The organism is Ruegeria sp. G7, from assembly GCF_056535465.1.
Genome location: NZ_JBQFIL010000001.1, coordinates 2,913,305 through 2,936,470 on the forward strand (window position 1 = coordinate 2,913,305; position 23,166 = coordinate 2,936,470).

Sequence of the window (23,166 nt, forward strand, 5' to 3'; positions counted from 1 at the left end):
AAAAAGGTAGGACGGATGTATTTGCACAAAGTCGAAGGGCCAAGGTCGGTCACCTTGCCGGATGGAAGCGTTCTGACCCGCGCAGACCTGCCCCCGGCGGACACGCGGCGCTGGGTCGCCTCGCGCAAGGTCATTGTCGTGCGCGGGGTGCTTTACGGGCTCATTTCGCTGTCGGATGCCAAAAAGCGATACGGGCTGAGCGATGAAGAGTTCAATGCGTGGGTCTCTGCCGTGGCCGAGCACGGAACGGATGCATTGAAGGTCACCACGCTAAAAAAATATCGACAACCTAAAGGTGAAAGTGAATAAATGAATCAACAGTAACGACAGGTTAACCATTTTTCGCCAGTTTCATTTCGAACCGAAGATATTTAACCAAATTGGAGCAGTTGAATGCGCATACTTCTTGTCGAAGACGATCCCACCACGTCCAAAAGCATCGAGCTGATGCTGACACATGCCAATCTGAACGTTTATGCGACGGACCTGGGCGAAGAAGGGATCGATCTGGCCAAGCTTTATGACTATGATCTGATCCTTTTGGACCTGAACCTGCCGGACATGAACGGACATGAGGTTCTTCGGCAACTGCGCATCGCGCGGGTCGAAACCCCGATCCTGATCCTTTCGGGTGCGGATGATACCGAAAGCAAGATCAAGGGCTTCGGGTTCGGCGCGGATGACTATCTGACCAAACCATTCCATCGCGAAGAACTGGTGGCACGCATCCATGCAATCATCCGCCGCTCAAAGGGGCATTCACAATCGGTGATCCACACCGGTCAGGTGGCTGTCAATCTGGATGCCAAAACCGTCGAGGTCGAGGGTAAGACCGTTCACTTGACCGGGAAAGAATACCAGATGCTGGAGCTGTTGAGCCTGCGCAAGGGCACGACCCTCACCAAAGAGATGTTTCTGAACCATCTTTATGGCGGAATGGACGAGCCTGAGCTGAAGATTATCGACGTGTTCATTTGCAAGTTGCGTAAAAAGCTTAGCAATGCGACCGGTGGCGAGAACTATATCGAGACCGTTTGGGGACGCGGGTATGTTCTGCGTGACCCGCAATCCGGCAGCGTCGGTGAACAACGGATGGCGGTGGGCGCCTGACCTTCTGAGATTGATGTCGCCGGCGGTCCGGGGCGGCATTCCCACTCGCGGCTCAGCACAACACTGGACCTGACCATGGCCTCGCCCTATCACTGGGGTCCAAGACAACGTGACAGGGCGGGGACATGAGCAAAACCATCGCGGTAGCTGATTTGAGCGAGGACGAAGCCCGGGAAGAGCTTGCCCGGCTCGCCGCGGCTCTGCTGCGTGCAAACGATCTTTACCACGCAAAAGATGCGCCCGAGATCTCGGATGCTGAGTACGACACTCTAAAGCGTCGCAATGCCGAGATCGAAGAGCGGTTTCCGAATCTGAAGCGCAGCGACAGCCCCAGTGATCAGGTCGGTGCGCGGCCCGCCGATGGGTTCGCCAAAGTGGCGCATGCTGTGCGCATGATGTCCCTGGGCAATGCTTTTGATGACGATGACGTCGCGGATTTCGATCGCTCGATTCGCAAGTATCTGGGCCACAGCGCCGATGCACCGCTGGCCTATACCGCCGAGCCAAAGATTGATGGGCTGTCTCTGTCCCTACGCTATGAAAAGGGCAGGTTAGTGCAGGCCGCCACCCGTGGGGATGGCGAAGTCGGTGAAAACGTCACGGCAAACGCCCGGACAGTGGCTGACATCCCGCACCGGATCGAAGGCGCTCCGGAACTTTTGGAGGTTCGGGGTGAGGTCTATATGTCTCATGAGGATTTCGACGCATTGAACGCGCGGCAATCTGAGACAGGCGGGAAGACCTTCGCCAACCCGCGCAATGCCGCAGCGGGGTCTCTGCGCCAGCTTGATTCCGAAATCACGCGATCACGGCCGCTGCGGTTCTTTGCGTATGCATGGGGTGCATTGTCCGAGCCCCTGGCAGAAACCCAAATGGAGGCGATAAAGCGGCTGCGCGCGTTCGGATTTCAGGTCAATGACCTGACCCGCCTGTGCACCACGACAGATCAGATGCTCGATCACTACCGTACGATTGAGGCGCAGCGCGCGACCCTCGGCTACGACATCGATGGTGTTGTTTACAAGGTTGATGACCTCGGCCTGCAGGCGCGCTTGGGGTTCCGTTCCACAACGCCCCGTTGGGCGATCGCGCATAAGTTTCCGGCCGAGCTTGCCTGGACACGGCTGGACGCGATCGACATTCAGGTTGGCCGCACCGGGGCCCTCAGCCCTGTTGCCCGGCTGCATCCCGTCACCGTCGGCGGCGTTGTGGTGTCGAACGCAACTTTGCACAACGAAGATTACATCGCCGGTCGCGACGCCAAAGGCGGCGTGATACGGGAAGGTAAGGACATCCGTGTCGGCGATTGGGTACAGGTCTATCGCGCAGGCGATGTGATCCCGAAGATCTCGGATGTGGACCTGTCCAAACGTCCCGACGGCGCCGAACCCTATGATTTCCCGTCGACATGCCCTGAATGCGGCAGCGATGCGATCCGTGAGGAGGGCGACGCGGTACGCCGCTGCACCGGCGGTTTGATCTGCCCGGCGCAAGCTGTTGAGAAGCTTAAGCACTTTGTGTCTCGCAAGGCTTTTGACATCGAGGGGTTGGGGGCCAAGCAGATCGAAATGTTTCACGGCGATCCTGTTCTGCCGATCAATACGCCCGCAGATATCTTCTCGCTCAAAGATCGGGACGCGGGCAACCTGGCGCGGCTGAAGAACCGCGAGGGCTGGGGTGATACCTCGGCCAGCAACCTGTTTGCAGCCATCGAAGACAAACGGACAATTCCCTTTGCGCGGCTGCTGTTTGCCCTTGGTATTCGCCATGTCGGTGAGGTTGGCGCGCGTGATCTCGCGCTGTTCTATCGCGATTGGGACGTGATGGCGGCCGCGATTGATGCTGCGCGGCCAGCGGCCTTGGCACAACGCGCAGCGGACGAAGCGGAAGAGGCCGAACGGATCGCCGCCGCTGCGGAAGGTCGACGCGCGCGTTTGAAGGAAGCGCGCGATGCAGCAGTGGCACGGCTGAATGTACCCGGTTCAGCGGCGAGCGCATGGTCCGACCTGATCGGGATCGATGGCATCGGGGCCACGCTGGGCCTTTCACTGTCGGACGCATTCGCCAACACCGAAGAGCGTAAGGCCTTCGACGACCTGCGTGGCTATCTGACAATTGTGCCGCCCGAAGCCCCATCATCGGACAGCCCGGTTGCGGGCAAAACCGTGGTCTTCACCGGCACCTTGGAAAAGATGACACGCGCCGAGGCCAAGGCACGGGCTGAGGCGTTGGGTGCCAAAGTGTCCGGTTCGGTCAGCCAAAAGACAGACCTTCTTGTGGCAGGTCCGGGGGCCGGGTCGAAGGCGAAGAAAGCGGCGGATCTGGGCATCGAAACCCTTGACGAAGACGGCTGGTTACAGCTGATCGGGGATGCATGAGCGGTAGGCCAGAAAAGCTGTTTCCGCTGTTCGCAGGGCTTGAGACGCTGGATGGCGTTGGACCCAAGACCGCGCAACTGATGGGTCAACTTGGGATCGAGACACCGCGGGATGTATTGTTCGCGCTGCCTTATGCGGTGATCGATCGCAGGCGGCGGGACACCATTCAAGGGGCGGATTTACCGACGACCCTGACGGTAGAGGTGACCGTTGGCCCGCATCGCCCTCCGCGCAACAAGGGCGGTGCCTATCGCATTCATGTCGAGGATGCGCAGGCCGACTTCCAGTTGGTTTTTTTCCATGCGCGCGGGGACTACCTGAAGAAAATCCTACCGCAAGGTGCCCGCCGGGTCGTGTCGGGTAAACTTGAGCTCTTTGATGGCATGGCGCAGATGGTGCACCCGGACCATATCGTAGCCCCCGAAAGCGCCGGAACGCTGCCCGAGTTCGAGCCGGTTTACCATCTGACACAAGGCGTCACGCAGAAGACGGCCTACAGGGCTGCTCAAAGTGCATTGGCGCGGGCACCCGCTCTGGCTGAATGGGCGGATCCGGCGCAGGTTGCGCAGCAAAGCTGGCCGGACTGGCAAGGGGCGGTACATGCGGCACATAATCCGAAGGGTGCGGACGATGTGGCCCCGTTCGCGCCGTCGCGTGAGCGATTGGCTTATGATGAGCTGTTGGCACATCAGTTGACGCTGGCGATCGCGCGCCAACGAGAACGTAAGAGTCGTGGACTGGTGAGTGTCGGCACGGGCGCTCTGCAGTCAAAGGTACTGGCGAGTTTGCCCTACCGTCCGACCGGGGCACAAACCCGCGCGATTGAAGAGATCGCGGCAGACATGGCCTCGGACAATCGTATGAACCGGTTGCTGCAGGGCGATGTGGGCGCGGGCAAAACGCTGGTGGCGTTCATGGCCTTGCTGGTGGCCGTTGAAGCGGGCGGGCAGGGCGTGATGATGGCTCCGACAGAGATTCTGGCCCGCCAGCATCTCGAAGGATTGCGCCCCTTAGCAGAGGAAGCGGGCGTTGTGCTCGAAATCCTGACTGGGCGCGACAAGGGCGCAGAACGGCGCGCCAAGCTGGAGGCATTGAAACAGGGTCGTATCCAAATCCTTGTTGGCACACATGCGGTCTTCCAAAGCGATGTGGAATTCGATGCCCTACGGTTGGCGATCGTCGATGAACAGCATCGTTTTGGCGTGCGTCAACGGATGGAGCTTTCCGAGAAAGGCCAACGCGCGGATGTTCTGGTGATGACCGCTACGCCGATCCCTCGTAGCCTTGCGTTGGCACAGTACGGGGACATGGATGTTTCGGTTCTGGACGAGAAACCTCCGGGCCGGAAACCGATCAAAACGGCCATCGTCAGCACGCAGCGTATGGATGAGGTCGTGGCCCACTTGCGGGGCGCGATCGACGCTGGCAAGCAGTGCTATTGGGTCTGCCCGCTGGTCGATGAATCCGAAGTTTCGGATCTGACTGCGGCAGAAGAGCGTTTCAAACGGCTGCGTGCAGCGTTGGGGGATGACACCGTCGGGCTGGTGCATGGGCAAATGCCACCCGCCGAGAAAGACGCCGCCATGGCCGCGTTTCAGTCCGGTCAGACCAAAGTACTGGTGGCCACGACCGTGATCGAAGTCGGGGTGAACGTGCCCAACGCGACAATCATGGTGATTGAGCGGGCCGAGTTCTTTGGCCTTGCGCAGTTACACCAGTTGCGAGGCCGCGTAGGGCGGGGCGAAGATGCCTCGACCTGCTTGCTGATGTATCAGCCACCGCTCAGCGAGGGCGGACGCAAGCGTCTTGAGGTTCTACGCGAGACCGAAGACGGGTTTCGCATTGCCGAGACAGACCTGCAGATGCGTGGGGCCGGGGATCTGATCGGAACCGCGCAATCGGGGCTGCCCCAATTCCGCATCGCCGATCTGGAAAGGCAGGCCGGGTTGATGGCGGTCGCTCAATCGGACGCGCGGACATTGCTCAACGCAGATCCCGCGCTGACCTCGGATCGCGGCAAGGCGGCGCGCGTTCTGCTATGGCTGATGAAACAGGATCAGGCGATCCGTTTGATTTCAGTGGGTTAGACCGATAAACCCCAAAAGTTCGCAAATGTTCTTAAAAAGTTCTTTACCGACTCGCCAAAATATGAGAACAAAAGGTCAACAAAAGATTAAACCCTGACCGGAGGTGAGACCATGCTGACCCAGATCAAGGCCGCTTTCAGCCGTTCGCAAGCAACGATTTTGCAGGATGCTGTGGGTGCCGTCTCGTTGGTGGTCATGCTGGTGGTTGCCCTTCACCTGCCGACAGGATTTTAAGCTTTTCTGCCTGCGATCTCATGCCGATAGCCCCGCGCTTGTTTCCCCATCTCAGTCAAGGGTGACCTGCCTGTCCCAAACCCCTTGAAGGGGCCAGCCTCGGCCCCGCGCGGAAATCCGGACCCTACGTGAGACACGCACAACCTGCCGCCGCCCTTTCCGCCCGGAAGGTGCGGCGGTTTTTTTATAGCTGCCCGGTTTTGATGATCTCCAGCATCGCCGACAATACCGAATTCACAGCGACCGAAGCCAGGATCATCCCCATGATCCGACTGATGATCGCAGCCCCGGAATGCCCGATCCACCGGATGATGGGCTCGGCCAGCAGCATCAGCACAAATGCAATGGCGATCACCACAAGCATGACCAAAGCGGTTATGCCCTGATCCGCAACACTGTAGCGATTGTTGTCGGTCAGCACGACGATCGCCAGCATCGCGCCGGGCGAGGCCAGAGATGGCACCGCCAGCGGAAAAATCGCCGGATTGGTCTTATGCATCCTGTCCTGCAGATCTTCCTGCGCCTCGCGCTGTTCGATATCCTGTTTGCTTTCGCCAAAGATCATGGTCAGCGCGAACAGGAACAGGATAATCCCGCCTGCGACCTGAAAAGAGTTCAGGCCAATATCCAGCGCCTCGATCACAAGCTGGCCGCAAACCAGGAAGAACAACAAAATACCAGCGCTCACCAGCGCAGCCAGCAGGGCGGTTTTGCGTCTAGCGGCAACACCGGCGCTGGCAGTGACGGCAATGAAGACGGGAATCGTACCGATCGGATCGATGACCACCCAAAGGGTCACGAAATGTTCGATCAATTTCTCCACGCCACTGTCTCCCCCGGATTTTGGCAGAGATTACACGGCTTTGTCGGAAAAGACCACGCTCAGGCGCAATTGGCCTGTTCTGCTTGTTCCATCGCTTCGGCTGTGGCTTCAAGCGACAAAAGGATCGATGCGTGACGGTTCTTGTAGTCGCGCGCCGGCATCAGTACCTCAAGCCCGTCAAACGGCGCATCCGGGGCAGGGCCACCTTTTTTCAGCATCGCTGACAGTTGATCCCGGGCCGTTTCGATCTGCGCTCGTGTGGCACCTATCACCGCACGCCCGACAACCGAAGCAGAAGCTTGCCCCAGAGCGCAGGCTTTGACGTCCTGTCCGAACGCGGCGATCCGCCCGTCCTGCACCTTTACATCCACCGTGACAGTCGACCCGCACAGCGGGGCACGTTTTTTGACGGTTGCATCCGGGTGCTCCAGCCGCTCCAGATGAGGGATATCAGCGGCAAGCGCCAGAATGCGCCCGGAATAGAGCTTGATCAGATCGGTTTCGCCGCTCATGGCTTTCCCTCGTTGGCTGTTCCCCATACATAGTGGCCATGGTCCCGGATGCAAAAGGTTTTTGCCATGACACAAACTGTCTCGTTCGATCCAACGACGCTTAAATACAATGACGCGGGCCTTGTGCCTGCGATCGCGCAAGACGAAAGCACGGGTGACGTGCTGATGATGGCCTGGATGAGCGCCGAAGCGGTAGCAAGGACGTTGCAGACCGGTCGCGTGACCTATTGGTCGCGGTCGCGGCAAGCCTTCTGGGTCAAAGGTGAAAGCTCGGGTCATGTGCAGGAATTGGTAGATCTCCGTGTCGATTGTGACCGGGATTGCCTGCTGGTGTTGGTGCGTCAAACGGGCCCGGCCTGTCACACCAATCGGCGGAGTTGTTTTTACACCGCTGTACGCGACGGAGCTGAGGTCGAGTTGATGAAGCCGCAGGAATAAACTGTCGATCGTAAGACCGTCACAGCCCAACCATCTTTCGAATATCGTAGGCAGAAGCACCCTGTGCACGGTAAAGCGAAATCGCGCGCGCATCGTCCCGTTTTGCAAGCCGCTTGCCATCGTCGTCCCGGATCAGACGGTGGTGATGGTAGACCGGCGTTGGCAGGTCCAGCAGACCTTGCAGCAAGACATGAATTTGGGTGGCCTCAAACAGATCCTCGCCACGCACCACATGCGTAATCTGCTGATCGGCGTCGTCGACGACCACTGAAAGATGGTAGGAACTGCCCATGTTCCGCCGCACAAGAATAATGTCACCAACCGCATGAAGCAGGTGATCCGGACGCAGATCATGCGCTCCGAAATGGGCCTCTCCGTTTTCCTGAAACGCCCTCAATTCAGAGACTTGCAGAGCTTTTCGAATGTCAAGGCGCAGCACATCATTTGGACCTGCCTCGGACAAATGGCGTCGACGGCAGGTGCCGGGATAGATGCGCCCGTCAGGCCCGAACTGCGGGACACCTTCCTGTGGCGCGCCAGCGGCGGCTTCGATATCTGCACGTTTGCAGGAACAGGGATATACCACACCTAGCTTTATCAGTTCGTCAAGAGCGTGTTGGTATCGTCCAAGCCTGTCAGACTGCCGCAAGACCGGGCGCGGCCAGCGCAGCCCGAGCCAGCTGAGATCATCATAAATCTGCTCTTCCCAATGGGACCGGCAACGGGATTGATCAATATCCTCAATCCGCAGCAGAAACTGCCCTGCGTTAGCGGTGGCCAGATCCTGTGCCAGAAGTGCAGAATAGGCATGGCCAAGATGTAGGGGACCAGTTGGAGACGGGGCAAAGCGCGTTGTATAGGTCAAGCTTTCTCAACAACATAGACGTCAGACTTCATGTCCATGCCTTGCAGATGCGGGCCGTATTCGCGGAACAAAAGCCGCGCGTGCCCCATATCAAGCCAGTCATTCAGTCGCGTGGTATAGGCGGGGTCGGCCAGAGTATAGTCGTTGAACGAAAACGCCAGATACCCACCACGGGGTAAAGCGTTCATCAACAGGTCAAAAACCTGCGGCGGTGCCGCGCCCGAACCTATGACTCCAATCGCAGTGATCGTACTGTACGAACCGTGCTTGACGGGTTCGGGGTCGGTCAGCTCGAAACCGCGAAGGGTGCGATAGACCCCTTTGGCGGCGGCCTGCTCCAGCATCTTGGGTGTTGGGTCCATCCCGTCAAGAACGCGAAAGCCTGCCGCGTGCAGGGCGACACCAGACAGCCCGGTACCGCAGCCGTAATCCAGAACAGGAACCTCTGCATCTTGGACAAAGGATTTTAGCGCAGCGGCAACACGGCCGGGGGTGACATAGCCCTGCTCGCCGACCTCATCATCGTAAGAGGCGGCCCATTTCTGATAGTGATCCTGCGTCTCCTGCGCCGAACCCAGATCATATGTATCTTTCAGAAACTTGTCGCTCATACCTTATATTTTAGGCGCAGCGTGGCGGGGTCGTCCAGTCAACTGTGTGACAGCCATTCCGACCATGCGGATTTCGCGCGATCGGTGTAGGCTTTGTAGCGATCCTTGCGACCCCGGCGGCCGCCTTTCAGACCCTCAACAGGGCGGAAAAGACCGAAGTTCACATTCATCGGCTGAAAGGTCTTGGCCTCGGCACCGCCGGTGATGTGATGGATCAACGCGCCCATTGCGCTGTCTTGCGGCACCTCGGGCAGGGCGCGACCCTGAATCTGCGCCGCAGCCAGACGGCCAGCCAACAGGCCCATGGCAGCGCTTTCGACATAACCTTCGACCCCGGTGATCTGACCGGCAAAGCGGATATTAGGCTGCGATTTCAGCCGCATCTGCGCATCCAACAGCGTCGGAGAGTTGATGAAAGTATTGCGGTGAATGCCACCCAACCGTGCAAAGCTGGCGCCTTCGAGGCCCGGAATCATGCGGAAAACATCCGTTTGCGCGCCGTATTTCATCTTGGTCTGAAAGCCCACGATGTTGAACAACGTGCCCAGAGCGTTATCCCGCCTCAGTTGAACCACCGCATGCGGCTTCACATCCGGCCGATGCGGATTGGTCAGACCAACCGGTTTCATCGGGCCGTGTCGCAGGGTCTCGCGCCCGCGTTCGGCCATCACCTCGATCGGCAGGCAACCGTCGAAATAACCGGCGGTCTCACCTTCGTGGAACTCGGTCTTGTCAGCGGCCAGCAGCGCGTCGATGAATGCCTCGTACTGATCGCGATCCATGGGGCAGTTCAGATAGGCCGTGCGCTCTTCTTCGGTTTCTCCCTTGTCATAACGGGACTGCATCCAGGCCTGGCTCATATCGATGCTATCGGCATAAACGATCGGGGCAATGGCATCGAAAAAGGCCAACGCCTCGGCTCCGGTCCGGGCGCGGATCGCGTCACCCAGTGCGGGAGAGGTGAGCGGGCCGGTGGCAAAGATCCAGTGGCCATCGGATGGCAGCGTCGTGACCTCTTCCCCCGTGACCGAAACACGCGGGTGCGCCCGCAGCTTTGCCGTGACGGTTTCGGCAAACGGATCACGATCCACGGCCAGGGCCCCACCGGCGGGCAAACGATGGGCATCTGCCGTCGTCATGATCAACCCGTTGGCGGCGCGCATTTCCCAATGCAGCAGACCCACCGCGTTCTGTTCATCATCATCCGAGCGAAACGAGTTCGAACACACCATCTCGGCCAGATGACCGGTTTGGTGCGCAAACGTTCCCACCTGAGGGCGCATTTCGTGAATCACCACGTCCACACCCATCTCGGCGGCCTGCCATGCGGCTTCGGACCCGGCCATGCCGCCGCCCACGATATGCAAAGTCTCTGTCATGGGCTGCCACATAGGGCACGGACAGGTCCGGCGCAATGCGCTGTTTTTGTCGATCTTTGAGGAGAAGTCTTGGGGTCGCCGCTGCGGGAATGTCTACGCCGGTGAGAGAAACCAGCTTGGAGGGACCTTCCGCCCACGGCGACCCAAAAGTCTGTACAGGCCTCAGCCTTGACCCACCATTGCCACAGTGTCGCCCTTTTGAAAAGTGCAAAAATACGAACAGTAGGCAAAAATGCATAAAATAATTGCGTTACTGCTGCCAATTGGGCGGGCGTTTTTCGATAAATGCCGTGATGCCTTCCTCGGTGTCCCGGTACATCATATTCTGTGCCATCACCTCGGCGGTGTAGTCATAGGCCTGTTCGGTGGACAGTGAGAGCTGCTGATAAAACGCCTCTTTTCCGATTTTGACGGCGGCACCAAGTTTGCCCGCCAACTGTTCGGCCAGCGCATTTGTTTCCTGTTCCAGCTGATCGGCCGGCGCGACGCGGTTGATCAGGCCCAATGCGGCGGCGCGATCAGCGCTGATGAAATCACCCGTGGTCAACATCTCGAACGCTTGTTTGCGCGGGATGTTCCGACTAAGCGCGACCATTGGGGTTGAGCAGAAAAGCCCGATATTCACGCCATTCACACCAAACCGCGTCCCTTCTGCCGCGATAGCCAGATCGCAGGTGGCCACCAATTGGCATCCCGCTGCCGTTGCGATGCCATGGGTCTGCGCAATGACCGGCTGGGGCAGCTTTTGAATGGACATCATCATCTTCGCGCAGCGATCGAACAGGTCCTGAAAATAGCCCAAACCGCCGTCCGGGGCCTGTCGGCCTTGCGTCATCTGCTTCAGGTCATGCCCGGCACAGAACGCTTTGCCCGCGCCAGACAGGACCACAACCCGAATCGAGCTGTCCTTCTTCAGTGCATCCAATTCGGCCTGTAGGGCGGCCAGCATCTCATCGCTTAATGCATTCAGACGCTCGGGGGCGTTCATTACAAGCCGTGCGATCGCGCCAGTGTCGTTACGTTCCAGAATTGCCATCTTGCCCTCCCGCTGGCTGTTGGGCCAACTCTAGGGCGACAGGGAGAAGAGGGGAAGCATGTCTTTAGCGTTGAACAAGCAAGAGCTGACCGAGTATCTGGCGCAGGTATTCCCGCAGGTTCACAAGGATTTCGTTGTCGAGGATCTGACCGACACCACCATCACGATGCGCCTGCGGGTCGAGGACCGGCATTTGCGACCGGGTGGCACGGTGTCGGGCCCTTCAATGTTCGGTCTGGCCGATGTCTGTGTCTACGCGATGGTTCTCGCCCGCAAAGGGCGGCAGTCGCTGGCGGTCACCACCAGCAGTTCGATGGATTTCTTGAACAAGCCCGAAGGCGGCAAGGACATGATCGCCCAATGCCGCTTGCTGAAACTCGGACGAAGCTTGGCGGTTGGCGATGTGCTGATGTATTCGGAAGGTTCGGAAAAACCTGTGGCGCGGGCCAGTATGACGTATTCGATCCCTCCGGAAGGGTCTGCCGCAGCAACCTTCGGATGAAAAAAGGCCGGGGACAAGCCCCGGCCAGGAAGAGGTCCCATGAAAAGGGACTGGGGATTTCTAAATCAACCAGAAATAACGACGGCTCTCCACGTCGGCCTGATGTCGGGTCAGGCCGACATCCTGCAACAGCCTGTCATCCAGCTTGCCCAGATTGATACGGCTGCGACGGCGCTGTTCCCACTGTGTCACCGACGCCGCAAACCGCACGGCCAGCATCGCGATCAGCGGCAGCCGAGGGCTGTCGTTCAGCAGTATGAGGGCGGGGTTGTGCATTGCGCGTGCCATAGTGGGTATCCTTCCATATTGTATTGACACAAAGTAAAAATGCTCGATATATTGAATTGATACATTCAGCATTGTGTCGAAAGCAAAGGAAGAATTGTAATGGATACAATTTGGCCGGAAGTGCTGCCAAAAGCAAAGGGCCCGAAATACACTCTGGTCGCCGATACAATTCGAAAAGCGATTGAAAACAAAACGCTGGAAGTGGGTGTGAAGCTGCCTCCGGTGCGGGAACTCGCGTATCGATTGAAGATTACGCCCGGAACCGTTGCGCGGGCCTACACGATTCTGACCGACGAAGGTTTGCTTCAGGCTGAGGTTGGGCGTGGTACATTCGTGGCCCCTCCGAAATCGCCGATTCTGGACGATGTCTGGGCGCGGCAACTGCATCTGCGGGACGACAAATACAACGCAAATGTCAGTCTGTTCAGCCCAAGGCTCGCGGATGTGGGGCAGGTCTCTCTGATCCGCGAATGTCTGCAAAAAGTCGCACAGGCGGATCCGGGGCTGTTTCTGAACTATCCAACCCGTGACGCGTATCAACCGATGCGGCAGTCGGTGGTCGATTGGTTGTCCGAGCTGCCATTGGGGCCGCTTTCGCATGACGACATTGTATTGACACATGGCGGCCAAAACGGGTTGTGCCTTGTGTTCCAGACAATTCTGCGCGGCCCCAAACCGGTGGTGTTGGTCGAGGACCTGTCTTATGCGGGGTTCCGCCGCGCAGGGGAATTGATGCGGGCCGATGTCATGGGCGTTAAGATGGACAAATGGGGGATCGACCCCAAAGCCATGGAGCATGTCTTGCGCCAGACCCCGGCACAAGCCGTCTGCGTTTCGCCCGAAGTGCAGAATCCGACCGGCGCGCATACGCCGCTGGAACGTCGCAAAGAGATTGTCGAAGTCGCCCGCCGCTTTGATCTGCAGATTGTCGAGGATGATTGTTACCGCATGGGGGATGCGCGCGAGCCCAGCTTTCGCGCTTTGGCCCCCGAAAGGGGGTGGCATGTCTCGTCTATCTCAAAAACCCTGACGCCCGCGCTGCGGGTCGGCTTTGCGATTGCCCCACGCGAACGCAGCGTGGATTTGCGCCGGTCGGCTGAGTACGGATATTTCGGGCTGGCCCAGCCATTGGCAGAACTGACCCGCCTGATGCTGTCCGATCCGCGTACCCGTGTCATCGCCCGCGACGTGCGGGTGAAAATGGGAGAGTACGTGCGCGTGGCGGTCAACGCCTTGGGTGGTTTCGATCTGAATTGGGCACCGGATGTGCCCTTCGTCTGGCTGAACCTGCCATCCGGCTGGCGTGCCGCTGCATTCAGCCGCGCCGCCGAGCGTGAGGGCATTCAGCTGCGATCAGCGGATGAGTTTGCGCTACGTGATGGACGTGCACCCAACGCGGTACGGATCGCGATGAACGGGCATGTTTCACTTGAACGGTTCGAGGACGCCATGCAACGCCTGCGTCGGTTGCTGGACAATCCACCGGAACAGATCTCGGTCTGAGGGACAGATACGATGCATATTCCCGAACTGCGCGGCAGCGGTTTTGTGATCGCGCCCATGATCGAGACCGATTTCGAACCCCTATATGCGGCCGCCAGCGACCCGCTGATCTGGGCAGGTCACCCCGCAAAGACACGGCATGAACGAACCGTTTTCAAACCGTATTTCGACTTTCTGATTGGGGCAGGGGGTGCTGTCACCATCCGAGAAACAGGCGGTCGGGTGGTTGGATGCTCAAGGTTTTATGAACCGCCCGAAACGCCCGGCGCGATCGCGATCGGCTACAGTTTCCTTGTTCGGGACCACTGGGGTGGGGCAAGCAACAAGGCCGTGAAGACCTTGATGCTGAACCATGCGCTTCAGGACCGGGATGAGGTCTGGTTTCATATCGATCCCTCGAATATCCGCTCGCAAAAGGCCACCGCGAAGCTGGGCGCGCGCCATATCGACACCCGACCGCGTGATCTGGGGAATGGCGAGGCGATGTGGATGCGGTGGGTTTTGCCGAAATCAGAGTGGGAGAAATGTGGGGTAAAATAATACCTATTTTATAACCATATGTTATTGCTCATTTAAATGCACTCTTACGTGCTTGACGCGCGCATGCACACCTCATAAAACCCGTCCATCGAATTCGGGCCGCTCCGTAAGGGGGCGGTCTTTCACATCAAACAGGACTATCCTGCCATGAAAACCTTTTCTGCAACACCTGCAGACATCGACAAGAAATGGATCCTGATCGACGCCGAGGGCGTTGTTCTGGGCCGTCTTGCCTCGATCGTCGCCATGCGCCTGCGTGGCAAGCACAAAGCGTCGTTCACCCCGAACATGGACATGGGCGACAATGTCATCGTGATCAACGCTGACAAAATCCAGATGACCGGCAAGAAGCGCGAAGAGAACTTCTACTGGCACACTGGCCACCCGGGCGGCATCAAGTCGCGCACCAAACAGCAGATCCTGGAAGGTGCACACCCCGAGCGCGTTGTCGTTCAGGCCGTCAAGCGCATGCTGCCGGGCAACCGTCTGGCCCGCAAGCAGATGACCAACCTGCGCGTTTACGCCGGTGGCGAGCATCCCCATGAGGCGCAAGCGCCCGAAGTTCTGGACCTGAAGTCCATGAACAAGAAAAACACCCGGAGCTAATGACCGATGGCTGATCAGATCAATACTCTCGAAGAGCTGAGCGCCGTCGCAGGCGTTGAAACCGTGGCCGAAGAAGTCATCGTGCGCGAACCCGTACGTGATGAGCTGGGCCGCTCCTATGCCACCGGCAAGCGTAAAGACGCTGTTGCCCGCGTTTGGATCAAGCCGGGTTCCGGCAAGGTCACCGTGAACGGCAAGGACCAGGACACCTATTTTGCGCGTCCCGTTCTGCAGCTGATCCTGCGCCAGCCGTTCCAGGTTGCTGGTGTGGAAGGTGAGTTCGACGTTGTTGCGACCGTCAAAGGCGGTGGCCTGACCGGTCAGGCCGGTGCGGTCAAGCACGGCATCTCGAAAGCACTGCAGCTGTACGATCCGTCGCTGCGTGGCGCTCTGAAAGCCGCTGGCTTCCTGACCCGCGACAGCCGCGTTGTGGAACGTAAGAAATACGGTAAGCGCAAAGCGCGTCGTTCGTTCCAGTTCTCGAAGCGTTAATCGCTACGGACAACCGAATTGGAAAGGGCTCGCAAGCGCGAGCCCTTTTTCTTTGGCTTACTCTTCGTAAACCAGTTTCCACGCTCCGTTTTCGACCACGCTGACGAACACGGTATCCGCGCCCTGATGATCGTCCGGACCATAGGTGATCTGGTTGCCGACCAGTTCATCCATGTAATCCAGCGACTCCATCGCGGCGATGAAACTGTCATGGGTCAGGTCGGGGCCTGCGGCCTCAAGCGCTTTGACCATCATCTCGGCAGCGGAATAGCCCAGCATCGAGAAACCGACCGGGTCTTCGCCCGTAGCTGCTTTGTATTCCGCAATGAACGCGGCCGGAGCAGGTTCTTCGGCCCGAGCCCACAGGTCCAGCCACGAGGCAGCCGCATAAAAGCCATCGGTGACGCCACCCGGCACCTGCGCGACAACCGTCAGGAAGCTGGCCGAAGTGCCGAGGAACTTCATATCCTCCAGCCCCATTTTCTTGGCAGTGCCAACCACCGTGATCGCCTGCCGCACGCCCAAGGCCATGGTGACGATATCGCAACCTTCCTCTTTCAGCTTGCTCAGAGAGCCGACAAAATCAGTCTCGTCCGGTTTATGCGTGGTCTCGGCGCCAAAGGTGATGCCAGCTTCTTCGGCTCCGGCTTTACTGCCTTCCAGAATTTCCTCGCCGAAATCGGTGGGCAGATACATGCTGCAGACGGTTTGCGATCCGAACTCTTCATTCAGATATTTTACCCCGATCCGCGCCTGATCGTAGTAGGTTGAAAACGAAGTGAACTTGTTCCGCATCGGCTCTTGCAACATTTGCCGCGCGGCGGTCAGCGGGGCGACGTTCGGAATCCCCTTTGGATCCAGCAGCTTGAACCCGGCAAGGTTCATCGGCGTGCCTAAGGATTGCATCATGGCAAACACCTTGTCGCGGTTCAGCAGCTTGTTATAGCCCTGCATCGCGCGCGGCATCTGATAGCCGTTATCCTCGACCACAAAGCGGATCTTGCGACCATGCACCCCACCCTCGGCATTGACGCGGTCGAAAACCACATTTGCACCCTTGGTGGCCGGAACGCCCACGGCGGCGAAAATACCGCTTAGGTCGTTGACCGAGCCAATGACGATCTCATCATCGGTTACACCTTGTGTTTGTGCCCAGCCGATTGTGGCAGATGCCGTCACGGTCGTCGCTGCGGCAAGACCTCTAATCAATTGCTTCATAATTCTCCTCCCTCTTTGGGTCGTCCCTTAACTAAGTGTACATATCCTCGATGAGATGTGCGTGTTTCTTTTCCACCAGACCACGCTTGAGCTTCATCGTTGCCGTCAGTTCTTCATCTTCGGCGGTCAGCAGCACATCGATCAGGCGGAAATCCTTGATCTGCTCGACCCGCGCGAACTCTTTGTTTACGCTGTTAATTTCCGCGCTGATCAGGTCGGTCACTTCGGGCGCGGCGCAGAGCGAGGCGAAGTTCGAGAAGGGAATCTTGCGCTCCTGCGCGAATTTCTCGACGTTTTCCTGATCGATCATCACCAGCGCGGTCAGATACTTGCGCCGATCTCCTATGATCACCGCGTCCGAGATATACTGGCTGAATTTCAGCCCGCTTTCGATCTCGGCCGGCGTGATGTTCTTGCCGCCTGCGGTGATGATGATGTCTTTCAGGCGACCAGTGATGGTGACGAAGCCATCCTCGTCAATATGCCCCATATCCCCGGTGCGCAGCCAGCCGTCGCAGGTGAAGGTCTCGGCGGTTTTGGCGTTGTTGCGCCAGTAGCCCTGAAAGACGTTCAGGCCTTTGACCTGAATCTCGCCGTCTTCCGAGATGCGGATGTCATTGCCCGGTACCGGCTTCCCGATCGTCCCGACCTTGTTGGCCACAAGCGTATTCAGTGCGGCAATACCGGCGGTTTCGGTCATGCCGAACCCCTCGACGATGGGCACACCGATTGCCCAATACCACCTGAGCAAATCCGGTGAGATCGGGGCCGCCCCCGAACCACCGCGCCGTATCTGGTCGAGGCCGAGCATGCGGCGCAGGTTGCGCAGGACCAGCCGGTCCCACAGCCAGAACCGCAGGCTGACAGTCGCGGGCACAGGCTTGCCTGCAAGGATGCAGTCGGCCCGCGCCATGCCTGCCTTCAGCGCCTGCGCAAAGGCGAAACGCCCGGTCGGTGTGGCCTCTTTCGCCATGAACATAACCTGCGAATAAATCTTCTCCCACACGCGCGGCACGGCGGTGAAGGTGTCAGGTGACACCTCTTGCAGGTTTGCAAACACGGTCTCTGGGCTTTCGGCGAAATTCACGGTGCTTTTCGTGGCCAGCGGGTAATAGATCGACACATCGCGTTCCAGGATATGGCAGAGCGGCAGGAAACACAGCTGTTCGTCTGTCGCGAGCGAGGGCAGGGCATGCGATCCGCTTTCGATGGCGGCCATGATGTTTTCATGGCTCAGCATCGCGCCCTTGGGGTTGCCGGTCGTGCCAGAGGTATAGACCAGTAGGGCGGTATCCTGTGGGGAGGCAAGGGCGATCTCGGCCTCGAACGCACCGGGGTCGTCGGCTTGCTGGCCAAGGGCATACAGATCTCCGATCATCATGCAACGGGGATGGTCAAGGTCATGCAGCCCTTCGTCTTCAAGGATGATGACCTTCAGCAGATCGGGCAGGTCCGCCTCGACCTCAAGAAACTTGTCCAGCTGTTCTTCGTCCTCAACGATCAGGAAGCGGCTATCGCTGTCATTGATCAGGTACTTCAGCTGGCTGGCGGAATCCGTGGTGTAGATGCCCGACGCGATCCCCCCGACACATTGGATGCCCATGTCGAACCACGCCCATTCCTTGCGGTCCTCAGACAGGATCGAGACGACCTCGCCGCGCTGCAAACCCAGTTTGCGCAAGGCCAGCCCGATACATTTGGCGTGTTGCCAGTAGTCGGCCCACGAGTAAGATTTCCAGATGCCGAAATCCTTCTCGCGATGCGCGGTCCGCTCACCTAGTTCGGCACAGCGTTTCTGGAACAGCTCGCAGATTGTAGTGCAGCCATCGACGCGCAAGGGGCGCTGTCCGGGCGTTGCGTTGAACTGCACGCCATTGATCGTGGTTTGCGGGGGCAGGGGTGTTGCGTCCATCCGGCTTACCTCCACGTCTTCTTACGCTTCCAGCGGCGGTTCTCCCGCGCGCCTTCTTCCTGAACACCCAGATAGAAATTCTGGATGTCCTCGGATTGCAGCAGGGTTTCCGCCGCGCCATCCATAACGATCCGCCCGATCTCCATCACATAGCCATGATGGGCCAGTTCCAATGCGGCATTGGCGTTCTGTTCCACCAGCATCATCGTCATGTTCTGTTCATCGTTCAGACGTTTGAGGATGCCGAAAATCTCCTGCACCAGAAGCGGGGACAGACCCAGCGAAGGCTCATCCAGCAGCATGATGCGCGGGTTTGCCATCAGGCCTCGCCCGATGGCAAGCATCTGTTGCTGCCCGCCGGATAAGGTTCCTGCCTCTTGGCCGCGACGTTCTTTCAGAACCGGGAAATAGGAAAACACCAGATCGCGGTCATGGTCGATCTGGCCTTTGTCCGTCAGGGTATAGGCCCCAAGGCTTAGGTTTTCATCCACGGTCAACAGCGGGAAAACCTCGCGCCCTTCCGGGACATGCACGATGCCTTGCTGCACGACCTTGTGGGGCTCGGCCCCCTGTATCTGTTGGCCGTCGAATGTAATGGTGCCTTTCTCGGGGTCCATCACGCCCGAGACGGTCTTCATCAGCGTCGTCTTGCCCGCGCCATTTGCGCCCAGGATCGAGACAATCTGGCCCTGATGCACGTCCACAGACACGCCGCGAATGGCCATGATCGGGCCATAGAAGCTTTCGATATTGCGGATGCTGAGGATCGGCTGGTTCATGAGGCTTTGCCCAGATAGGCCTCGACCACCGCCGGGTGGGACTGCACCTCAGCCGGGGTTCCCAGCGCCAGCTTTGCGCCGTCAGCCATCGCCAGCACCCGGTCGGACACGCCCGAGACCAGCCCCATATCGTGTTCCACCATCAGCACGGTGATCCCCATCTGCCGGCGGATGTCGTCGATCCACCAGCGCATATCGGTGGTCTCTTCCACCGACAGTCCCGAGGCGGGTTCGTCCAGCAACAACAGTTTCGGATCGGTGGCCAGCGCACGCGCAACTTCGACCACCTTGCGCACGCCATACGGCAGGCCCGAGATCATCTTGTCGCGGAAGGCCTGCAGGTCGAGGAAATCGATGATCTCTTCAACCTTCTCCCGGTTTTGGATTTCCTGCCTGCGGGCGGCGGGCGTGAACAGGATCTCCGAGATCAGGTTGGTTTTGCGATGCCGGTGTCGCCCGACCAGCAGGTTCTGCAGAACGGTCGCGTGTTCGAACAATTCGATATTCTGAAAAGTTCGCGCGACACCATAGGCTGCCACGCCTGAGGGTTTGACGCGCAGCAGGTCGTGCCCATCGAACCGGATCGCCCCGGCGAAAGGATCGTAGAACCGCGAGATCAGGTTAAAGACGGTCGACTTGCCCGCGCCATTCGGACCGACAATGGCGAACACTTCGCCCTGTCGCACATCGAAAGACAGATCATCCACCGCTGTCAGGCCACCGAATTTCAGGGTGACGTTGTCGAACTCCAGCAGGCTCATCTCAGACGCTCCGTCTTGAGATAGGATTTCTGCCGTTTGAACATATCCTTGCGGTAGAACGGAAACAGCTCAAACCAGGTTCGGATTTTCAGCCATCGGCCATAGAGACCCATTGGCTCGAACAGTATGAAGGCGATGAGGATCATGCCGAAGATGCCGAACTCCAGCCCCGGTATAGCGACGGTATTGCCGCCGAACAGGGCGGCTGCGTATTCCTTCGAGATCGAGAGGAACTGCGGCAGGAACCCGATCACGATTGCCCCCAGAAACGCGCCATGGATCGAGCCCAGCCCGCCGATCACGATCATCATCAGCAGTTGGATCGAGATCACGACGCTGAATGTCTCGTTGTTGAACGCCCCGGAGAACATTCCCATCAGCGCGCCTGCCAGCCCGGTAACGGCACAAGATAAAGCGAAAGAGATTGTCTTGGTGCGCGCGATATCCACGCCCATCGCTTGCGCCGACACTTCGGAATCGCGCACGGCGATAAAGCTGCGGCCCAAGGGCGCGCGCAGCAGGTTGATATAGCCCAGCGTCACGATCACGGCGACAGCCAGCACCAGCCAGAAGAAAAAATCAGGCGTCGTCCAACGGTCGACCAAGACACCGAAGATTTCCACACCGCCCAGAAACTTCCCCCCGACGCCGCCTGTTATGGGTTCGGCCAGCACGATGATGTCGTCCATCAACACCGACAGCGCCAGTGTGAAGATCGCCAGATAAATGCCGTGTAGGCGCAGGGCAGGGATGGCGACCGTCGCGCCCACAATGCCGGTCAACAGGCCCGCCAGCGGAAAGGCCAGCAGAAAGGGCACCCCGGCCTCGATCAGGATGACATTGGCATAGCAGCCAACCGCCAGAAAAGCCGCGTGGCCCAGACTGGCCTGTCCGGTATGGCCGGTCAGGATCATCAGGCCCAGCCCCGCGATGGCCCAGATCAGGACGTTGGTCAGCTCGCCCAGATAGAAATCATCCAGCCACCAGGGCGCACCAGCGACCACCGCCAAAAGGATCAGATAGAGGCCAAGCTGATAGCTGTCCTTCCAAGGGCGGATGTCCTGCATGTAGTTGGTTTTGAACACGATCCGCATGGCAATCAGACCTTCTTGACCCGCACTTGGCTGAACAGCCCGTGCGGTCGAAAGATCAGTACCGCCAGCAACAACGCATAAGGCGCGATCTGGCTGTATCCGGCGGCAATATAGCGGCTTGCGAAAGGTTCTATGACGCCGACGATCAGCCCTCCGGCCAGTGCGCCGGGCAGGCTGCCGAACCCTCCGATCACCGCAGCCGCGAAGGCCTTGATGCCCAGCAACCCGGTGGTCGGATCGACGGATCCTTTGGCCGCGAACAATATCCCGGCAATCCCCGCGACAACGCCAGCCAAGGCCCAGATGAAACCCTGCACACGCTTGACCGGGATACCCATGTAATAGGCCGCCAACTGGTTCTGCGACGCGCCCTGCATCGCAAGCCCCAGCTTGGTTCGACTGAAGAACACGTAAAGCCCCCAGGTCAGCAGGATGGTCACGACGATGACGGCGACATCCTCCATCCCCAGCACCAGCCCTCCAAACCGCACCTCTTTCCCGGCCAGAGGGTTCTGCAGCGTGTGCGGCTCATGCCCCCAGATCAGACCGGCGACGAAGCGGATCACAAAGCCCAAGGCGATGGTCAGGATCACCACGGCGGTCTGGCTTTCGCCAAACAGGCGGCGGATGATCAGCCGATCGACCAGATAGCCAAGCGCCCCCATGATCCCCAGCGAGATCGGCAGCGCCAGCCAGAAGGGCAGCCCCATATATTCAGCATTGGTCAGACCGATCGTCACGAACGCGCCCAGCATCATGAAATCGCCCTGCGCGAAATTCACAGCCTCGGTCGCCTTGTAAATCAACACAAAGCCAAGTGCGATCAGGCCATAGACACAGCCATTTGCCAGCCCGCTGATTAGCAGCTGTGCGTTATCCAATCTCACCCTCCCTCAGCCGGTTAAGTCCGGCGCTTTGTTCTACTATGGCGTGATGATCACCTTGCCGTCACTCTTTTTCAGCGCATCCGCGAGATTTGGCAGCACGTCCCGCAGCGAAAGCCGGGCCGAGACGTCGGTTTTCCAGCGGCCATCGGCAAACCGGGCTTGAACTTCGGCCACAACGCGCATCTGGTCGGCAGGCGGAGTGTCCATCATCCAGCGGGTCAGCCAAAAGCCTTCGATCCGCTTGCTCATGAAAATCAGCTGACCCATCTGCGTGAGCCGGGGCAACTCGGTGCTGAGCTTGCCATAACACACCCAACGCGCGCCGTTTGGCATGGCGCAGAAAAGTTGCTCGGAGAGTTGGTCCGCCACGGCATCCAGAAAGACGCGCGGTTTCAGGGTCGCGCTGAGATTGCCGAACCTGTCCGAGATGTCCGGATCGCCGGTGACCAGCACCTCAGCGGCCCCAAGCTCTTTCAGAGTTTCCACCGTCTCTGCCCGACGCACCAGTGCGATCGGCTTCAGCCCCAGATCCCGCCCCAGACTGCACATCAGCTTGCCCAACTGGCTGGTCGCGGCTGAGACAACAAAAGCCTCTCCGGCATTGCGCGCGACATCCACCATCGCCATTGCCGTCAGCGGGTTCACGATCTGCGCCGCACCATCCTCGTCCGAGATCTCGGGCCTGAGGGGGATGCACATCTGCGCCTGCGTCACAACATATTCAGCCCATGCGCCGGAACCCGCCGCGACAAAGGCGACGCGCTGACCTTGCAAGGCTTCGGCCCCGTTTCCCGTTGCGACCACATCGCCGCAGCCCTCAAACCCGGCAGCGATACCCTTGACGCGGGGCTGGCCATATTCGCCTTTGATGAAGTGAATATCCGACGGGTTGACCGATGCTGCGCGCAACCGGATCAGAACCTGCCCCGGTCCCGGAGCGGGCACCGGCAGTTCGGCCTCAGCCAGCCATTCGGCGGCATCCGTCAGAGTTGGCCCCGTGGCAGTGCCCGAATACCCCTCGTGGGTCTGAACAACAGCAAACATCGAGGCGGGCAGGGCGGTCATAGGGTGATCCTTTGGTTTGAGCGTTGAGAGCGCCGGTGTGCGAGGA

The 23,166-nt window shown here is 59.0% G+C and carries 25 protein-coding genes; 11 read left to right on the top strand and 14 right to left on the bottom strand.

Annotated elements, in window-relative coordinates; all coding sequences use genetic code 11:
• Positions 1 to 15: 15 nt before the first annotated feature.
• The 5 genes from sciP to ACR3EN_RS14655 all read left to right on the top strand — a co-directional run bounded on the left by sciP (position 16) and on the right by ACR3EN_RS14655 (position 5,809).
• Positions 16 to 309, top strand: a complete 294-nt coding sequence (gene sciP / locus ACR3EN_RS14635; RefSeq protein ID WP_480822171.1) for a CtrA inhibitor SciP — start codon at positions 16 to 18, stop codon at positions 307 to 309.
• Between the two features lie 84 nt (positions 310 to 393).
• Positions 394 to 1,110 carry a response regulator transcription factor CtrA gene (gene ctrA / locus ACR3EN_RS14640; RefSeq protein ID WP_480822173.1) on the top strand — a complete coding sequence of 239 codons (717 nt, stop codon included), beginning with the start codon at positions 394 to 396 and terminating at the stop codon, positions 1,108 to 1,110.
• Between the two features lie 125 nt (positions 1,111 to 1,235).
• Entirely contained in the window at positions 1,236 to 3,488 is a 2,253-nt protein-coding gene (ligA, locus tag ACR3EN_RS14645; RefSeq protein WP_480822175.1) for an NAD-dependent DNA ligase LigA, read from the top strand.
• Entirely contained in the window at positions 3,485 to 5,575 is a 2,091-nt protein-coding gene (gene recG / locus ACR3EN_RS14650; protein ID WP_480822177.1) for an ATP-dependent DNA helicase RecG, read from the top strand. The genes ligA and recG overlap by 4 nt, the downstream gene beginning before the upstream one ends.
• A gap of 111 nt (positions 5,576 to 5,686) precedes the next feature.
• Positions 5,687 to 5,809: a hypothetical protein gene (locus ACR3EN_RS14655; protein ID WP_480822179.1), complete on the top strand. Its 123-nt coding sequence runs from the start codon at positions 5,687 to 5,689 to the stop codon at positions 5,807 to 5,809.
• 184 nt (positions 5,810 to 5,993) lie between these two features.
• Here the strand turns inward: ACR3EN_RS14655 and ACR3EN_RS14660 are convergent, their stop codons facing one another.
• Positions 5,994 to 6,632, bottom strand: coding sequence for a MarC family protein (locus tag ACR3EN_RS14660; RefSeq protein ID WP_480822181.1), 639 nt, complete (start codon positions 6,630 to 6,632; stop codon positions 5,994 to 5,996).
• Positions 6,633 to 6,691: 59 nt separating this feature from the next.
• Positions 6,692 to 7,144, bottom strand: a complete 453-nt coding sequence (locus ACR3EN_RS14665; protein ID WP_480822183.1) for an iron-sulfur cluster assembly scaffold protein — start codon at positions 7,142 to 7,144, stop codon at positions 6,692 to 6,694.
• Between the two features lie 48 nt (positions 7,145 to 7,192).
• Between ACR3EN_RS14665 and hisI the strand changes: the two genes are divergently transcribed.
• On the top strand, positions 7,193 to 7,582 hold the full coding sequence (gene hisI / locus ACR3EN_RS14670) for a phosphoribosyl-AMP cyclohydrolase (protein WP_480822185.1): 390 nt from the start codon (positions 7,193 to 7,195) through the stop codon (positions 7,580 to 7,582).
• Between the two features lie 19 nt (positions 7,583 to 7,601).
• On the opposite strand, the gene gluQRS is transcribed toward hisI, so the two are convergent.
• The 4 genes from gluQRS to ACR3EN_RS14690 all read right to left on the bottom strand — a co-directional run bounded on the left by gluQRS (position 7,602) and on the right by ACR3EN_RS14690 (position 11,473).
• Positions 7,602 to 8,447 (bottom strand): tRNA glutamyl-Q(34) synthetase GluQRS, encoded by an 846-nt coding sequence (gene gluQRS, locus ACR3EN_RS14675; RefSeq protein ID WP_480822187.1) that lies wholly within the window; start codon positions 8,445 to 8,447, stop codon positions 7,602 to 7,604.
• Entirely contained in the window at positions 8,444 to 9,058 is a 615-nt protein-coding gene (locus ACR3EN_RS14680) for a class I SAM-dependent DNA methyltransferase (RefSeq protein ID WP_480822189.1), read from the bottom strand. Before ACR3EN_RS14680 ends, gluQRS begins: the two co-directional genes overlap by 4 nt.
• Before the next feature lie 38 nt (positions 9,059 to 9,096).
• Positions 9,097 to 10,437: a methylenetetrahydrofolate--tRNA-(uracil(54)-C(5))-methyltransferase (FADH(2)-oxidizing) TrmFO gene (trmFO, locus tag ACR3EN_RS14685; RefSeq protein WP_480822191.1), complete on the bottom strand. Its 1,341-nt coding sequence runs from the start codon at positions 10,435 to 10,437 to the stop codon at positions 9,097 to 9,099.
• Between the two features lie 250 nt (positions 10,438 to 10,687).
• The gene (locus ACR3EN_RS14690; protein WP_480822193.1) at positions 10,688 to 11,473 is read right to left on the bottom strand and encodes an enoyl-CoA hydratase; all 786 of its coding nucleotides are present in this window, start codon (positions 11,471 to 11,473) and stop codon (positions 10,688 to 10,690) included.
• A gap of 58 nt (positions 11,474 to 11,531) precedes the next feature.
• Between ACR3EN_RS14690 and ACR3EN_RS14695 the strand changes: the two genes are divergently transcribed.
• Positions 11,532 to 11,975 carry a PaaI family thioesterase gene (locus ACR3EN_RS14695; protein WP_480822195.1) on the top strand — a complete coding sequence of 148 codons (444 nt, stop codon included), beginning with the start codon at positions 11,532 to 11,534 and terminating at the stop codon, positions 11,973 to 11,975.
• A 60-nt stretch (positions 11,976 to 12,035) separates the two neighbouring features.
• Here ACR3EN_RS14695 and ACR3EN_RS14700 read toward each other — a convergent pair whose 3' ends face one another.
• Entirely contained in the window at positions 12,036 to 12,263 is a 228-nt protein-coding gene (locus tag ACR3EN_RS14700) for a DUF1127 domain-containing protein (protein WP_480822197.1), read from the bottom strand.
• A 99-nt stretch (positions 12,264 to 12,362) separates the two neighbouring features.
• Between ACR3EN_RS14700 and ACR3EN_RS14705 the strand changes: the two genes are divergently transcribed.
• From ACR3EN_RS14705 to rpsI, 4 genes are all read left to right on the top strand, one after another.
• Complete coding sequence (locus ACR3EN_RS14705; protein WP_480822199.1) at positions 12,363 to 13,766, top strand: aminotransferase-like domain-containing protein; 1,404 nt, start codon at positions 12,363 to 12,365, stop codon at positions 13,764 to 13,766.
• Positions 13,767 to 13,778: 12 nt separating this feature from the next.
• On the top strand, positions 13,779 to 14,306 hold the full coding sequence (locus tag ACR3EN_RS14710) for a GNAT family N-acetyltransferase (RefSeq protein ID WP_480822201.1): 528 nt from the start codon (positions 13,779 to 13,781) through the stop codon (positions 14,304 to 14,306).
• 147 nt (positions 14,307 to 14,453) lie between these two features.
• Positions 14,454 to 14,912 carry a 50S ribosomal protein L13 gene (gene rplM / locus ACR3EN_RS14715; RefSeq protein ID WP_480822203.1) on the top strand — a complete coding sequence of 153 codons (459 nt, stop codon included), beginning with the start codon at positions 14,454 to 14,456 and terminating at the stop codon, positions 14,910 to 14,912.
• Between the two features lie 6 nt (positions 14,913 to 14,918).
• Entirely contained in the window at positions 14,919 to 15,404 is a 486-nt protein-coding gene (gene rpsI / locus ACR3EN_RS14720) for a 30S ribosomal protein S9 (RefSeq protein WP_424833688.1), read from the top strand.
• A 57-nt stretch (positions 15,405 to 15,461) separates the two neighbouring features.
• Here the strand turns inward: rpsI and ACR3EN_RS14725 are convergent, their stop codons facing one another.
• Genes ACR3EN_RS14725 through ACR3EN_RS14755 form a run of 7 tightly spaced genes read right to left on the bottom strand, consistent with a single transcriptional unit; the run spans position 15,462 to position 23,120 of the window.
• Positions 15,462 to 16,622 (bottom strand): ABC transporter substrate-binding protein, encoded by a 1,161-nt coding sequence (locus ACR3EN_RS14725; protein ID WP_480822206.1) that lies wholly within the window; start codon positions 16,620 to 16,622, stop codon positions 15,462 to 15,464.
• A gap of 31 nt (positions 16,623 to 16,653) precedes the next feature.
• Positions 16,654 to 18,534: an AMP-dependent synthetase/ligase gene (locus ACR3EN_RS14730; RefSeq protein WP_480822208.1), complete on the bottom strand. Its 1,881-nt coding sequence runs from the start codon at positions 18,532 to 18,534 to the stop codon at positions 16,654 to 16,656.
• 5 nt (positions 18,535 to 18,539) lie between these two features.
• The gene (locus ACR3EN_RS14735; RefSeq protein WP_480822210.1) at positions 18,540 to 19,313 is read right to left on the bottom strand and encodes an ABC transporter ATP-binding protein; all 774 of its coding nucleotides are present in this window, start codon (positions 19,311 to 19,313) and stop codon (positions 18,540 to 18,542) included.
• Positions 19,310 to 20,074: an ABC transporter ATP-binding protein gene (locus ACR3EN_RS14740; RefSeq protein ID WP_480822212.1), complete on the bottom strand. Its 765-nt coding sequence runs from the start codon at positions 20,072 to 20,074 to the stop codon at positions 19,310 to 19,312. Before ACR3EN_RS14740 ends, ACR3EN_RS14735 begins: the two co-directional genes overlap by 4 nt.
• Positions 20,071 to 21,168 (bottom strand): branched-chain amino acid ABC transporter permease, encoded by a 1,098-nt coding sequence (locus ACR3EN_RS14745; RefSeq protein WP_480822214.1) that lies wholly within the window; start codon positions 21,166 to 21,168, stop codon positions 20,071 to 20,073. Before ACR3EN_RS14745 ends, ACR3EN_RS14740 begins: the two co-directional genes overlap by 4 nt.
• 5 nt (positions 21,169 to 21,173) lie before the next feature.
• On the bottom strand, positions 21,174 to 22,049 hold the full coding sequence (locus ACR3EN_RS14750; protein WP_480822216.1) for a branched-chain amino acid ABC transporter permease: 876 nt from the start codon (positions 22,047 to 22,049) through the stop codon (positions 21,174 to 21,176).
• Positions 22,050 to 22,091: 42 nt separating this feature from the next.
• Complete coding sequence (locus ACR3EN_RS14755) at positions 22,092 to 23,120, bottom strand: zinc-binding dehydrogenase (RefSeq protein WP_480870769.1); 1,029 nt, start codon at positions 23,118 to 23,120, stop codon at positions 22,092 to 22,094.
• Positions 23,121 to 23,166 lie beyond the last annotated feature (46 nt).